This is a genomic window from Pseudomonas sp. VS40 (genome assembly GCF_018587885.1).
GTDB lineage: Bacteria > Pseudomonadota > Gammaproteobacteria > Pseudomonadales > Pseudomonadaceae > Aquipseudomonas > Aquipseudomonas pergaminensis.
Window position 1 is genome coordinate 1,082,857 of record NZ_JAGYWD010000001.1, and the last position, 13,746, is coordinate 1,096,602.

Annotated in this window: 10 protein-coding genes; 5 read left to right on the forward strand and 5 right to left on the reverse strand. The window is 62.2% G+C overall.

The features are described 5' to 3' along the window. Window positions 1–187: 187 nt before the first annotated feature. Complete coding sequence (locus KHP07_RS04990; RefSeq protein ID WP_214496689.1) at window positions 188–862, forward strand: heavy metal response regulator transcription factor; 675 nt, start codon at window positions 188–190, stop codon at window positions 860–862. Beyond that, a complete protein-coding gene (locus KHP07_RS04995) occupies window positions 859–2,295 on the forward strand; it encodes a heavy metal sensor histidine kinase (protein WP_214496690.1) in 1,437 nt (478 codons plus the stop codon). Before KHP07_RS04990 ends, KHP07_RS04995 begins: the two co-directional genes overlap by 4 nt. On the opposite strand, the gene KHP07_RS05000 is transcribed toward KHP07_RS04995, so the two are convergent. From KHP07_RS05000 to KHP07_RS05015, 4 genes are all read right to left on the reverse strand, one after another. Then, on the reverse strand, window positions 2,219–5,356 hold the full coding sequence (locus KHP07_RS05000) for a CusA/CzcA family heavy metal efflux RND transporter (RefSeq protein ID WP_214496691.1): 3,138 nt from the start codon (window positions 5,354–5,356) through the stop codon (window positions 2,219–2,221). The genes KHP07_RS04995 and KHP07_RS05000 overlap by 77 nt on opposite strands. Window positions 5,357–5,374: 18 nt before the next feature. Continuing rightward, window positions 5,375–6,481 (reverse strand): efflux RND transporter periplasmic adaptor subunit, encoded by a 1,107-nt coding sequence (locus KHP07_RS05005; RefSeq protein WP_078046744.1) that lies wholly within the window; start codon window positions 6,479–6,481, stop codon window positions 5,375–5,377. 18 nt (window positions 6,482–6,499) lie between these two features. Further along, on the reverse strand, window positions 6,500–7,723 hold the full coding sequence (locus tag KHP07_RS05010) for a TolC family protein (RefSeq protein ID WP_078046743.1): 1,224 nt from the start codon (window positions 7,721–7,723) through the stop codon (window positions 6,500–6,502). Window positions 7,724–7,832: 109 nt separating this feature from the next. Next, window positions 7,833–8,738, reverse strand: coding sequence for a cation diffusion facilitator family transporter (locus KHP07_RS05015; RefSeq protein WP_214496692.1), 906 nt, complete (start codon window positions 8,736–8,738; stop codon window positions 7,833–7,835). Between the two features lie 219 nt (window positions 8,739–8,957). Here KHP07_RS05015 and KHP07_RS05020 point away from each other — a divergent pair, with 219 nt between their 5' ends. Further along, window positions 8,958–10,328: a GntT/GntP/DsdX family permease gene (locus KHP07_RS05020; RefSeq protein ID WP_214496693.1), complete on the forward strand. Its 1,371-nt coding sequence runs from the start codon at window positions 8,958–8,960 to the stop codon at window positions 10,326–10,328. 2 nt (window positions 10,329–10,330) lie between these two features. Here KHP07_RS05020 and KHP07_RS05025 read toward each other — a convergent pair whose 3' ends face one another. Then, window positions 10,331–11,620, reverse strand: a complete 1,290-nt coding sequence (locus tag KHP07_RS05025) for an MFS transporter (RefSeq protein WP_214496694.1) — start codon at window positions 11,618–11,620, stop codon at window positions 10,331–10,333. A gap of 185 nt (window positions 11,621–11,805) precedes the next feature. On the opposite strand from KHP07_RS05025, the gene KHP07_RS05030 reads away from it, so the two are divergent. Together KHP07_RS05030 and KHP07_RS05035 are read left to right on the forward strand one after the other, a co-directional pair. Next, window positions 11,806–13,224, forward strand: a complete 1,419-nt coding sequence (locus KHP07_RS05030; protein ID WP_078046739.1) for a short-chain fatty acid transporter — start codon at window positions 11,806–11,808, stop codon at window positions 13,222–13,224. Window positions 13,225–13,350: 126 nt separating this feature from the next. Then, window positions 13,351–13,671, forward strand: coding sequence for a hypothetical protein (locus KHP07_RS05035; RefSeq protein ID WP_078046738.1), 321 nt, complete (start codon window positions 13,351–13,353; stop codon window positions 13,669–13,671). Window positions 13,672–13,746 lie beyond the last annotated feature (75 nt).

Genomic DNA, 13,746 nt, shown 5'->3' on the forward strand with positions numbered 1-13,746 from the left:
TTTTACGCCCCAGCCGGGGCGTTTTTTTTGTGCGCAGGCTCTGTGACGAATCGTCGCGCGCGCCTGACGTGGCTTGACCCTAAAGCTACTTCACCGTTCAGGCTGCGCTTTTGATGACGTGGCCTACAGACTACCCCGCCTCGCTATGAGGCCATGCCCTTTTCGTTTTCTTTGAAGGTAACTCCCCATGCGTATCCTTGTGGTTGAGGACGAGCAGAAAACCGCCGACTACCTGCAGCAAGGCCTGACCGAAAGCGGTTATGTCGTCGATTGCGCCGCCAGCGGCATTGATGGCCTGCACCTGGCCCGGCAACACAGCTACGAATTGGTGATCCTTGACGTCAACTTGCCCAACACCGACGGTTGGGAAGTGCTGGAGCAACTGCGCCGCGACGGCAACCAGCGCGTGATGATGCTGACCGCACGCGGGCGGCTCGACGACAAGATCAAGGGCCTGGACATGGGCGCCGATGATTACCTGGTCAAGCCCTTTGAGTTTCCCGAGCTGCTGGCCAGGGTGCGTACCCTGCTGCGACGCAGCGAGCACATCCCGGTGCCGGACGTGCTGCGGGTCTCGGATCTGGAACTGGACCCGCGCCGGCATCGCGCCTATCGCGGCAACCGCCGGATCGACCTGACCACCAAGGAATTCGCCCTGCTGCATGTGCTGATGCGCCAGGCCGGCGAGGTGATGACCCGCACGCAAATCATCTCGCTGGTGTGGGACATGAACTTCGACTGCGACACCAATGTGGTGGAGGTTTCCATCAGCCGCCTGCGGGCCAAGGTCGATGACCAGAGCGAAGTAAAGTTGATCCATACCATCCGCGGCGTGGGTTATGTGCTGGAGGCGCGCCCATGAGGACCAGCAGCCTGTCGATGCGCCTGGGGTTGACGGTCAGCCTGATGGGCGCCGGGTTGGTTGTGCTGCTGGCGACCCTGGCGTTCCTGGCGCTGACCCATGAACTGGACAAGCTGGCGCGCAAGGGCCTGGAAAACAAAATGGAGCAACTGGCCCATACCCTCGGCCAAGGCCTCGATGAACATCGCATCACCAACCGCCCCCATTCGCTGCTGGACCTGGTGATGGGCCACGACAACATCTACCTGACCATCATCGGTACCCGGCGCGATGCACCGGTACTCCTCAGCGTCGGCGCCAAGCCCCAACAACCGCTGCTGCTCGATGTGCCCACCGGCAAAGACCTGGCCTATCTGAACTGGGTCGACAGCCAGGGCAATCGCATCCTCAGTGCGACGCGCCTGATGCCCCTGCAAGGGGGCGAGTACGTGCGTGTGCTGCTGTCGCTGGACCGCTCCGATGATGAAGCGTTGCTCAGTGCCTACCTGCGCTCCACGGTCATCGCGCTGCCGATGCTGCTGATCCTGATCGGCATGGGCGCCTGGTGGCTGGTGCAACGCGGGCTTGCGCCCTTGCAGCAGTTCAGCCGCGTGGCGGCCAAGGTCACGACCCAAGACCTGACCCATCGCCTGTCCCTGGACAACCTGCCCAAGGAGCTAGGCGAGCTGGCCCAGGGCATCAATTTCATGCTGCACCGCCTCGACGCCGGGGTGCAGCAACTGTCGCAGTTCTCCGACGACCTGGCCCACGAACTGCGCGCGCCCTTGACCAACCTGATGGGCAAGGCCCAGGTGACCTTGTCCCGCGAACGGCCCTCGGCGGAATACAAGGCCGGCCTGGAATCCTGCACCGAGGAAATGGAGCGCCTTTCGCGGATTGTCTCGGACATGCTGTTCCTGGCCCAGGTCAGCCACCCCGCCGCACGCGCCGGGTTTGCCCCGGTGTCACTGGCACAGGAAGCACAGCGGGTAATGGAGCTGTTCGCCCTTAGCGCCGAGGACAAGCACATCACCCTGAGCCTGCGCGGCGACGCCTGGGTGACGGGGGACCGCCTGATGATTCAGCGCGCGATCTCCAACCTGCTGTCCAATGCGATTCGCCATACCCCCAACGCTTCCAGCGTATTGCTGTTGGTGGAAAGCTATGACCAGAGCGTGTCGCTGTCGGTCGGCAATCCGGGGCGCGGCATCGAAGCCCATCACCTGCCGCACCTGTTCGAACGTTTCTACCGGGCCGACAGCAGCCGCACCCGGGCCGAAGGCGGCACCGGCCTGGGGCTGGCGATTGTGCAGTCGATCATGCGCCTGCATCAGGGGCACGCCGACGTCAGCAGCCAGCCGGGCCGGTTTACACGGTTCAGCCTGGTGTTTCCTCTTCCTTGCGATGCGCCCACTGATACAACGCCGGTAGCACCAGCAACGTTAGCAACGTAGACGACATAATCCCGCCGATCACCACCGTCGCCAGCGGCCGCTGCACTTCGGCGCCGGTGCCGGTGGCGAGGGCCATGGGGATAAACCCCAGGGACGCCACCAATGCCGTCATCAGCACCGGGCGCAACCGGGTCAACGCACCTTCGTGGATGGCCACCGACAACGAACGCCCTTCCTCGCGCAGGTTACGGATGAAGGCGATCATCACCAGCCCGTTCAGCACCGCCACACCGGACAAGGCAATAAAACCCACCCCGGCCGAGATCGACAGCGGAATATCGCGCAGCCACAGCGCCATGATCCCACCGGTCAAGGCGAAGGGAATGCCGGTAAACACCAGCAGCCCGTCCTTGAGGTTGTTGAACATCATGAACAGCAAGCCGAACACCAGCAACAACGCCACCGGCACCACGATGCGCAGCCGGTCGGACGCCTCCTTCAATTGTTCGAACTGGCCGCCCCACGAGGTCCAGTAGCCCGCCGGCACTTTCACCTGGGCGATGAGCGCGGCTTCGGCCTCTTCCACGAATGTGCCGATATCCCGCCCACGCACGTTGGCACTGACGATCACCAGGCGCTTGCCGTTCTCGCGGCTGATCTGGTTCGGCCCGAGCACCAGGTCCAGGCTCGCCACCTGGGACAAGGCGATAAAGCCCAACTGACCCGACGCGTTACCCGGCACCGGAATCAACAGCCGCGACAGCCCGTCGATATCGGTGCGCAGCGCGTCGGACAAACGCACAACCATGTCAAAGCGCCGATCGCCTTCATACAACGTACCGGCCTGGCGCCCACCGACGGCGACGGCAATGGTGTCCTGCACATCGCCCACATTCAGGCCGAAACGCGCGGCCTTGTCGCGGTCGATATTGATGGTCAGCACCGGCAGGCCAGAGGTTTGTTCCACCTTGACTTCGGAGGCGCCACTGAGCTTTTGCAAGGTCTCGGCAATTTGCCCGGCGGTCTTGTTGAGCACGTCCATGTCATCGCCGAATACCTTCACCGCCACATCACTGCGTACGCCGGAAATCAACTCGTTGAAACGCAGTTGGATCGGCTGCGACAACTCGTACGCACTGCCCGGCACAATCGCACTGGCGCGCTGGATGTCGGCAATCAGCGCCTCGCGGGACTTGCTCGGATCAGGCCATTGGTCCTTGGGCTTGAGCATCACGTAACTGTCGGAAATATTCGGCGGCATCGGGTCGGACGCAATTTCCGCAGTGCCGGTACGCGCAAATACCCGCTCGATTTCCGGCACCTGGGCCATCAAGGTTTTTTCCAGCTGCTGCTGCATCTGCACCGATTGCGTCAGGCTGGTGCCCGGCACGCGCAAGGCCTGCTGGGCGAAGTCACCTTCACTGAGGCTGGGGATAAATTCGCTGCCCATGCGGCTGGCGACAGCGCCCGAGGCGACGATGGTCAACACGGCGAGGCCGAATACCAGCGGACGACGCGTCATGACCCAATCGAGCACCGGTGCATAGACCCGGCGCGCGCTGCGCATGACAACGTTTTCTTCTTCCTTGACCTTGCCCGTGACGAACAGCGCAATCGCCGCCGGCACGAAGGTCACCGACAGAATCATCGCGCCCAACAGGGCGATCACCACGGTAAATGCCATGGGGTGGAACATCTTCCCGGCCACCCCGGTGAGGGCAAAGATCGGCAGGTACACCACCATGATGATCAGTTGCCCGAAGATCAGCGCGCGCCGCGCTTCCTTGGCGGCGGCGAACACTTCATGCAGGCGCTCGCTGCGGGTCAGCAGGCGACCATGGCGCTGTTGCGCGTGGGCCAGGCGGCGGATGGCGTTCTCGACGATCACCACCGCGCCGTCAACAATAATGCCGAAGTCCAGCGCGCCAAGGCTCATCAAGTTGGCGCTGACCTTGTTGGTGAACATCCCGGTAAAGGTGAACAGCATCGCCAGCGGAATCACCATCGCGGTGATCAGCGCAGCGCGGATATTACCGAGGAACAGGAACAGCACCGCCACCACCAGCAATGCACCTTCGAAGAGATTTTTTTTCACGGTGGCGATGGCTTTTTCGACGAGGTTGGTGCGGTCGTAGACGGTGACCGCGACGACGCCTTCGGGCAGCGACCGGTTGATCTCTTCGAGTTTTTTCGCCACCGCCTGGGACACGCTGCGGCTGTTTTCGCCGATCAGCATGAACACCGTGCCCAGCACCACTTCGCGGCCATTTTCCGTGGCCGCGCCGGTACGCATCTCACGCCCGATCTCGACCTGGGCCACGTTGCGCACGCGGATCGGCGTACCGTCCGAGCTGGTGATGACAATATTGGCGATGTCCTCAATGGACGCCAATTGCCCCGGCGCACGGATCAGTAATTGCTCGCCGCTGCGCTCGATGTAGCCGGCGCCGACATTGGCGTTGTTACGTTCAAGCGCCGTGACCAGGTCATTCAAGGTCAGGTTGTAGGCGGCCAGGCGCTTGGGGTCGGGCGCAATCTGGTATTCCTTGGCAAAGCCGCCGATGGTGTTGATCTCGGCCACGCCCGGCACGTTGCGCAGTTGCGGCTTGATGATCCAGTCCTGGATCACCCGCAGATCGGTCGGGGTATAGGGCGTGCCGTCGTCCTTTAGCGCGCCGTCCTTGGCCTCCACGGTCCATAGGAAAATTTCTCCGAGGCCGGTGGAAATCGGCCCCATCGCGGTTTCGATGCCGACGGGTAATTGCTCGCGCGCCACCTGCAGGCGCTCATTGACCAATTGGCGGGCGAAGAACAGGTCGGTGCCGTCCTTGAAAATCACCGTCACCTGGGACAGACCGGACCGCGACAGCGAACGGGTCTGCTGCAAACCGGGCAAGCCTGCCATGGCGGTTTCGATGGGAAAGGTGATGCGCTGTTCGGTCTCCAGCGGCGAAAAACCGGCCGCCGCCGAGTTGATCTGCACCTGCACGTTGGTGATGTCGGGCACCGCGTCGATGGGCAACTTCTGGTAGCTGGCGATGCCGACACCGGCCATCAACAGCACTGCCAGCAACACGATGATGCGCTGCTCGATGGCAAATTGGATAAGGCGCTCAAACATGGGGAATCACTCGCAGGATCAATGGGCGTGCTCGGCCGAGCCTTTGCCCAGTTCGGACTTGAGGATGAAGCTGCCGACCGTGGCCACCTGCGCCCCGGCATCCAGGCCCTGGCGTACTTCGACGTAGCCGTTTTCGCTCGCGCCGAGTTCAAGGTGACGGGTGACGAACCCGTGTTCGGTGCGCACAAACACCGAGGGCTTGTCCTCGACAGTCTGGATCGCCTCTTGGGGTACGGTGACCTTGGCCTGGAACGTGTCCGTGGCCAGTTGCACGCTGACAAACAAACCAGGGCGCCAGGCGTCATCGGGGTTGGGCACGCTCACGCGCACGGTGGCGGTGCGCGTCTGCTCGCCGAGCAGGTTGCCGACATAGGCCACGGTGCCGCGCACGTCGGTGCCCATTTCCGTGGAGCTGACGGTCACCGGTTTGCCCACCCGTACCTTGTTCAAGTCCTTGGGAAACACACCGAAGGTCACCCACACCTGGGACAGGTCCGAGAGCGTGAAGGCGTTGGTGGTTTCACTCACCACTTCGCCAACGCCCAGGTGTTTTTCCACCACCACACCGGCAAAGGGCGCACGCAGTTCATAGCGATTGCCACCCACCAACACTGCGCTGCCACTCAAAGCCGTCATCTTCTGGCGGGCGTTGTTCAGGGCGATTTCGGCTTCTTGCAGGGCTTGGCGCGCCAGCAGGTAATCCTGCTCGGCGGAAATTTTGTCCTGCCACAGTTGGCGCTCTCGCTGGAAGGTGGTGCGGGCCAGTTCGACCCGGCGTTCACTGGCGGCCAACTCGCTGCGCTGATCGGAAATCTGCTGGCTGGCGATCACCGCCAACAACTCACCCTGCTTCACCGACTGGCCCAGGTTGACCTTGACGGCCTCCACCACACCCGCCGCACGCGGGACGATGTGGGAGGTGCGGTCTTCGTCGAAGCGTACTTCCCCCGGCAGCACCAGCAGCGTGCTGATCGCACGAGGTTGAGCCTGGGCGATCTGAATGCCGGCGGCCTGAATCTGCTGCTCGGTGAGTTCAAGTTCGCCTTCTTCTTCATCGGCCATCGCGAAGCTGGACAGCATCAGGCTCAAGGCGACGGCAAGCGCCACGCCATGTGTGTTGTTCATAAAGGACTCCAGGAAAAATCAAAACCGGGCGAGGTCGCCGTAGATCCGTTCGATGCGCACCCAGGCGTCGGTGGCCTGGGCGGTGGCCGTGAGGTATTGGGTGCGGGCTGCGATCAGGGTGCGCTGGGCGTCAAGCACATCGAGGAAGCTGAACTTGCCCATCTCGAAACCGCGAGTGGCGCTGTCCACCGCCAGTTGAGCCGCAGGCAGGATCTGCTGGTTGAAGGCGCGCACTTCGGTATTCGCGGTTTGCCACAGGTCGAGGGCTTGCCGGGTTTCGGTGCGCAGGCGCAGTTCGGCGGCGTTACGCAGGTCGCGAGCCTGGTCGGCGCGGCGCGTGGCCGCCAGCACGTTGCCCTGATTGCGGTTGAACAGCGGGATCGGCATCGACACGCCCACCAGGTTCACGCGCTCGCGCACGCTGGCGTCGTATTGACTGCCGATGGACACGTCGAGGTCGGGAATGCGCTGGGCTTTTTCCAGACCCACGCTGGCTTCGTTTTGCAGAATGTTCAGTTCGGCCAGGCGCAGTTCAACGGTTTGCTCAAGACGATCGAGCAACTGCACGGCTGGCGGCAAGGACGGTGGGAATTGGTTTTGCGAGGCGACGGCCTGGAAGTCCGGCACGGCGCTGCCGGTGCTGGCGGCCAGGCGGCGATAGGCATCGGTGAGGCCTATCTGTGCACGGTTCAACTCCAGGCGTATTTCCGACGATTGCACCTGCGCGCGCGTCGCTTCCACCGGCGAGGTTTTGCCCGCCGTGACACGACCGTTGGCGACGACCAGTCCACGCTCGGCCACCGCCATGGAGCGCTGTGCCAGGTCGAGGCGTTCCTGGGCGCGCAAGGCACCGTAATAGCTGTCGATGACGTCCGCGCGCAAAAGGTTGCGGCGCTGTTCCAACGTCAGCGCGGCAGCGTCCTGGGCACGGGTGGCGACGTCGATGCGCGCGCCGCGCTTGCCGCCCAGTTCCAGGGTTTGGCTGAGCTTGATGGAGGTGGTGCGAGAGTTGCGCCGCGTGTCTTCAGCATCCCAGGAAGCCACCGGGTTGGGGATCAGGCCGGCCTGTTGACGTGCGCCTTGGGCGATGTCGATTTCCCATTGCGCGGCCGCCAGGTCCGGGTTGTTGGCGAAGGCGGTTTGCAGGGCAGCGTCGAGGGTCAGGGGTTGTGCACCGACCCCTTGCGCCGTCGCCAGAAACACGACGACCGACCACAGAAATGTTCTTGCACGAATTGGCATAACGAGAGTTCCAGGCCCATGAAATGGCGGATAAATCCAAGCCGGGGCACTGTAGCTTTCGGTACTTATCAGAGCGGTGTGCAGAACATTACAAATCCGTTAGACAGGGTCAGGCATGCACGTCGTCATGTTCGTCATGCGCAAAACCTTCGCCTTCGATCTGGATGGTCACGTGGGAAATATCGAATTGCTCATGCAGCAGTTCCGTCACCGCGGTGAGGATTTGTGGTTCCGTACTGAGCGCCGAATCCGCCACCAGGTGGGTGCTCAGCACATTCTTGCCGCTGGTGAGCGCCCAGATATGCAGGTCGTGTACATCCTTGACCCCACCCACACCGCGAATAGCCTGCTCCACCTGGTCGATATCAATACCGTCCGGCACCCCTTGCAGCAGCACATTCATGCTGTCCTTGAGCAACGTCCAGGTGCGGGGCAACACCCAGAAACCAATGGCCGCCGCGACCAGCGAGTCGACCCAGCCCCAGCCTGTGTACAGGATCACCAGCGCCGCGATGATCACACCGATGGAGCCAAGCATATCGCTCCAGACCTCCAGGTAGGCGCCCTTCACATTCAGGCTTTCGCCGCTGGCGGCGCTCAGCAGGCGCATGGAAATCAGGTTGACGATCAGCCCCAGCACGGCGATCACCAGCATGCCGGTGGACTGTATCTCGGCGGGCGCCTGCAGGCGCTGATACGCCTCGTAGAGGATGTAGAACGCAACGACGAACAGCAGCAACGCATTGAATGCCGCGGCGAGGATTTCGAAACGCGCATAGCCGAAGGTGCGCTTACGATCAGCCGGGCGCTTCGCAACCTGGATCGCCACCAGGGAAATCGCCAGCGCCAGGGCGTCGGTCATCATGTGGGCGGCGTCGGACAGCAGCGCCAGGCTGCCGGTGATGAAAGCGCCAATGACTTCGGCAATCATGAAACTGCCCGTCAGCCCCAGGGCGATCCATAACAGACGTTCGTGGCCGGCGCGTACGTGGGCGTGGCTGTGTCCTGCGCTCATGGAAAATCCTCGTGATGGTCAGTGGTGCGCAATCATAGAGCGATAGGCCAAATCCCCCGCTCCAGGTTGCAGGATTGTCATTGTGGCGCCAGCCCGGCGTTAATTTTGATCGCACCAAAAGTGCACATGAACGCTCTGGAACAGTTGTATCAGGTATGCTTTTCGAGCAGGAAACAAAAAGAAACATATTTCCCAACCTGTTCGATAAGGAGTCCCGTTTTGGAGTTATCGACTGCCGCGTGGATGGTTCACGACACCCGCCTTATGTTCTGTGTACTGCTGGCCATCGCCAGCATCATTGTGCTGATCAGCGCGACCAAGTTGCCACCGTTCCTGTCGATCCTGATTGGCACCTTTATCGCCGGAGTCGGCGCCGGCCTGCCGCCAGAAGAGGTGGCCAAGGCGTTCAGCAAAGGCGCCGGGGCGATCCTCGGTGAAGCGGGGATTATCATCGCCCTGGGCTCAATGCTCGGCGCACTGATGGCCGAATCCGGCGCGGCCGACCGCATTGCCACCACCCTGCTCGGGCTGGGCAAGGGCAAGTCTTTGCCGTGGGTAATGGCGCTGGTAGCCATGGTGATCGGCTTGCCGCTGTTCTTCGAAGTGGGCCTGGTGATGATGGTGCCGATCATCTTTGTGATGGCCAAGCGTTCGAACCAGCCGCTGCTGAAAATCGCCATCCCGGCACTGGCGGGCATGACCACCCTGCACGCCCTGATGCCACCGCATCCGGGGCCGCTGATTGCAGTGGGCGCGTTGCATGCGGACCTCGGCCTGACCATGTTGCTGGGCTTCTGCCTGGCGGTGCCGGCGGTGATCCTGGCGGGCCCGATCTATGGCAACTGGCTGTCCAAGCGCCTGCATGTGGATGAACCGGCCGACATTGGCGCGCTGTTCAGTGCGCCACCCAAGGCGCCGCGCCAGCCGAGTTTCGGCGTGTCGCTGCTGATCATTCTGTTACCGGTGATCCTGATGCTCGGCAGCACCTTGGCCAAGGTAGCGCTGCCGGCCGAAAGCACCGTGGGCCTGACCTTGAAGTTCCTCGGCGAGCCGTTGATCGCCCTCGGCCTGGCCGTGATTGCCGCCGTGATCTGCCTGGGCTGGGCCGCCGGCATGCCACGTGCGGACGTTGGCAACACCCTGCGCAAAGCCCTCGCCCCCATCGCCGTGTTGCTGCTGACCATCGGCGCCGGCGGCGGCCTCAAGCAGACCCTGTTGGACGCCGGCGTCAGCCAGACCATCAGCAAGGTCGCCGAAGGCGCACACATGCCCTACCTGCTACTCGCGTGGCTGATTGCAGTTGCGCTGCGCCAGGCCACCGGCTCGGCCACCGTCGCCACCACCACGACCGCCGGCATCCTCGCACCGATGATGGCGGGCCTGGCCGCGACACAGAGTTCACTGGTAGCACTGGCGATCGGCGCCGGCTCGGTGTTCTTCTGCCACGTTAACGACGCCGGGTTCTGGATGGTGCGTGAGTACTTTGGCTTGCAGTTGAAACAGACGATCTGGGTGTGGTCGGTGTTGCAGACCATCGTGTCAGTGGTGGGGTTGGTGGGTACGTTGTTGATGTGGCACTTCTTGACCTGAAACTAGGCAGCCAAGGTGTGGCGCTTTCCAAACAGCGCCACACTCACCACGCCCACCGCCCCCATCACCACGCAATACCCCACGCAAATCCACGGGCGGGTCGGCATCAGTGCAATCAGCAGCAGCGGTGTCGTACTGGCCCACAGCGCGTAGGCAATGTTGTAGGTGAAGGAAATCCCTGACACCCGCACGTGCGCCGGAAACAGGCCGACCATCACCGAAGGTACCGCGCCCACCACGCCACAACTGAGTCCCGCCAGGGCATACGCCGCCCCCAGCCAGACGCCGCCGTTGATCAGGCTGGCGTATAAAATGCCGACCCCCACCGGCAGCAGCAGGCTGTAGACCAGCACCGCGCGCCAGGCGCCAATGCGGTCGACCAGCAAGCCGGCCAGTACGCAGCCGATATTCAGGAACACGATGCCCAGGGCGCTCAAGGCGAAGGTGTGGCTGGGGCTCATGCCGAAGGTTTTCTGCATCATGGTCGGGGTGATGACCACCAGCACCACCACAGCAGAGGTGAGCACGCAGGTGAGGATCATCGCAGGCAGCAGCACGGCACGATGGTCGCGCAGCACGGTGCGCAGTGGCAGTTCGGCAGCGGCCTGGCGGCGGGCCTGCATTTCGAGGAATACCGGGGTTTCGCTGAGCCAGCGGCGCAGCCACACGCCGATCACACCGAATACGCCGCCAAGCAGGAAGGGGAGCCGCCAGGCATAGTCGAGGATTTCGGCTGGGGTGAAAACTTGCGCCAGCAGGGTCGCGGTAAGCGCGCCGAGCAGGTAGCCGAAGGTCAGTCCGGCTTGCAGGAACCCCAAGGCGTAGCCGCGATGGTGGGTGGGTGCGTGCTCGGCGACGAAGGTCCAGGCGCTGGGCACTTCACCGCCCACTGCGGCGCCTTGCAGCACGCGCAGCGCCAGCAGGATCAGCGGGGCGAAATAACCGATTTGCGCATAGGTGGGCATGATCCCGATGAGCAGGCAGGGCAAGGCCATCATCAGGATACTCAGGCTGAACACGCGCTTGCGCCCCAGGTGATCGGCAAAGTGCGCCATCAGGATGCCGCCCAACGGGCGTGCCAGGTAGCCGGTGACGAAAATGCCAAAGCTCTGCAACAGGCGCAGCCACTCGGGCATTTCAGGCGGGAAGAACAGTTGGCTTAAGGTCAGCGCGAAAAACACGAAGATAATGAAGTCGTAGATTTCCAGGGCACCGCCCAGGGCGGCCAGGCCCAGGGTTTTGTAGTCGGAGCGGGAAAAACGCTGCGCCTGTGGGGAAAAGGTGGCAGTCATGTGATGGCTCGGCAGACAAACAAAATGGCGTGCAGGTTATGAGTTGAGCCCATTGAAGGCAATCACGGCAGATATATTTGTTTTCCTCATGGATCGATGAAGATAACTGCATTCCCATATCAATGGCCGTAGCGGAACATGCCGTAAAACTGCCAACACCATAATAAATACAAGAGGAAAGACTCGTGGCCGATGCTATCGAAGAAAGCCGCTATGCCCGATTTGCCCTGCGCTGTTCCAACTTCGCCGAACGCTGGTTTCCAGACTCCTGGGTGTTTGCCGCCCTCGCCGTGATCATCGTCGCCGTCGCAACCCTGGGCATGGGTGCCGCGCCGACCGAAGCGGCCAAAGCCTTCGGCGATGGGTTCTGGAGCCTGATTCCATTCACCATGCAGATGGCCTTCGTGGTGATTGGTGGGTATGTGGTCGCCAGTTCGCCGCCTGCGGTGAAACTGATCGACCGTCTGGCGCGTATCCCCAAGAACGGCCGCTCCGCCGTGGCTTGGGTGGCCTTGATCTCGATGGTCGCCTCATTGTTGAACTGGGGCCTGTCCCTGGTGTTTGGCGGTTTGCTGGTACGGGCATTGGCGCGTCGCACTGATTTGCGCATGGATTATCGCGCGGCCGGGGCTGCGGCCTATCTGGGCCTGGGCGCTGTGTGGGCGCTGGGGTTGTCGTCGTCGGCCGCGCAGTTGCAGGCCAACCCGGCCAGCTTGCCACCGTCGATTCTGTCGATCACGGGGGTGATCCCCTTCACCGACACCATTTTCCTGTGGCAATCCGGCGTGCTCTTGCTGGCGTTGATCGTGGTATCGCTGATCATCGCCTATGCCACAGCCCCCGGCCCGAACAGCGCCCGCGATGCCAAGGCTTGCGGGGTCGACCCAGCCTTCAACCTGCCCAAGCTGCAAGCTCCCACCCGCCCGGGTGAATGGCTGGAACACAGCCCATTGCTGACTATCCTGCTGGCGCTGCTGGCGGCTGGCTGGCTGTTCCATGAGTTTTCGACCAAGCCGGCGATCAGCGCGATCTCGGGGCTGAACACCTATAACTTCCTGTTCATCATGACCGGTGCCCTGCTGCACTGGCGCCCGCGCAGCTTCCTCGATGCAGTGGCCCGTGCCGTTCCGACCACCACTGGCGTACTGATCCAGTTCCCGCTGTACGGCTCGATCGCCGCGCTGATGACCGTGGTCAAGGGCGGTGACGGCCAGACTCTGGCGCACCATATCTCGACCTTCTTCACCTCCATCGCCTCCCACGACACCTACGCGTTGCTGATGGGTGTGTACTCGGCAGTGCTGGGCTTCTTTATCCCGTCGGGCGGCGGCAAGTGGATTATCGAAGCACCGTATGTGATGCAGGTGGCCAATGACCTGCAATACCACCTGGGCTGGTCGGTGCAGATCTACAACGCAGCCGAAGCGCTGCCGAACCTGATCAACCCGTTCTACATGCTGCCGTTGCTGGGGGTGCTGGGCTTGAAGGCGCGGGACTTGATCGGGTTCTCGTTCGTGCAGTTGCTGGTGCACACCCCGCTGGTGTTGTTCCTGCTGTGGGCGCTGGGGACGACGTTGACGTATTTGCCGCCGGTGATGCCTTAAAAGCACCTTCTGATGTAACGCGTGGGGTTGTCCTACTCCAGACAACGGCAACCCCCGACTCCTCTCGCCAACACCTTTGATTAACCTGACTCGGACTCCTACTCACCTAGCACCAAGGAAACTCCGATGACGCCCCTATCCAAATCACTGGAAGAGTTGATCACTGATATTTACCAGGACGGCAACGTGTCGTTCACTGAGTACAGGGCCTTGCGAGACGACGCCGATCGCCGCATGGCGGCCGTTATCAAAGAGTTCGGCCAGCACAACAACGTGACCGCCTTTCAAAAATCGATCGACGTGGCCATGCAGTTATTGCAGACCAGCGTGATCGATGCAAAAAAGGCCAAGCTGACCGATACGGGCGAGGCCATCGTCAAAGATGCGGTGACTGCTCAGGTGGAGTACCTGCGTGCAGGCAGCCAGTTGGCACTGCGTCTGCTGTAATCCTCCGATTCAAATCGCTGTCTTCGTTCCGTCACATTCCGTTGCTACCGTCCTGCGAAATATCTTGCAACAACT

Coding starts and splice junctions, on each gene's coding strand:
- KHP07_RS05010 (WP_078046743.1), bottom strand. CDS start 7,723: ATGCCAATTCGTGCAAGAACATTTCTGTGGTCGGTCGTCGTGTTTCTG.
- KHP07_RS05015 (WP_214496692.1), bottom strand. CDS start 8,738: ATGAGCGCAGGACACAGCCACGCCCACGTACGCGCCGGCCACGAACGT.
- KHP07_RS04995 (WP_214496690.1), top strand. CDS start 859: ATGAGGACCAGCAGCCTGTCGATGCGCCTGGGGTTGACGGTCAGCCTG.
- KHP07_RS05000 (WP_214496691.1), bottom strand. CDS start 5,356: ATGTTTGAGCGCCTTATCCAATTTGCCATCGAGCAGCGCATCATCGTG.
- KHP07_RS04990 (WP_214496689.1), top strand. CDS start 188: ATGCGTATCCTTGTGGTTGAGGACGAGCAGAAAACCGCCGACTACCTG.
- KHP07_RS05025 (WP_214496694.1), bottom strand. CDS start 11,620: ATGACTGCCACCTTTTCCCCACAGGCGCAGCGTTTTTCCCGCTCCGAC.
- KHP07_RS05005 (WP_078046744.1), bottom strand. CDS start 6,481: ATGAACAACACACATGGCGTGGCGCTTGCCGTCGCCTTGAGCCTGATG.
- KHP07_RS05035 (WP_078046738.1), top strand. CDS start 13,351: ATGACGCCCCTATCCAAATCACTGGAAGAGTTGATCACTGATATTTAC.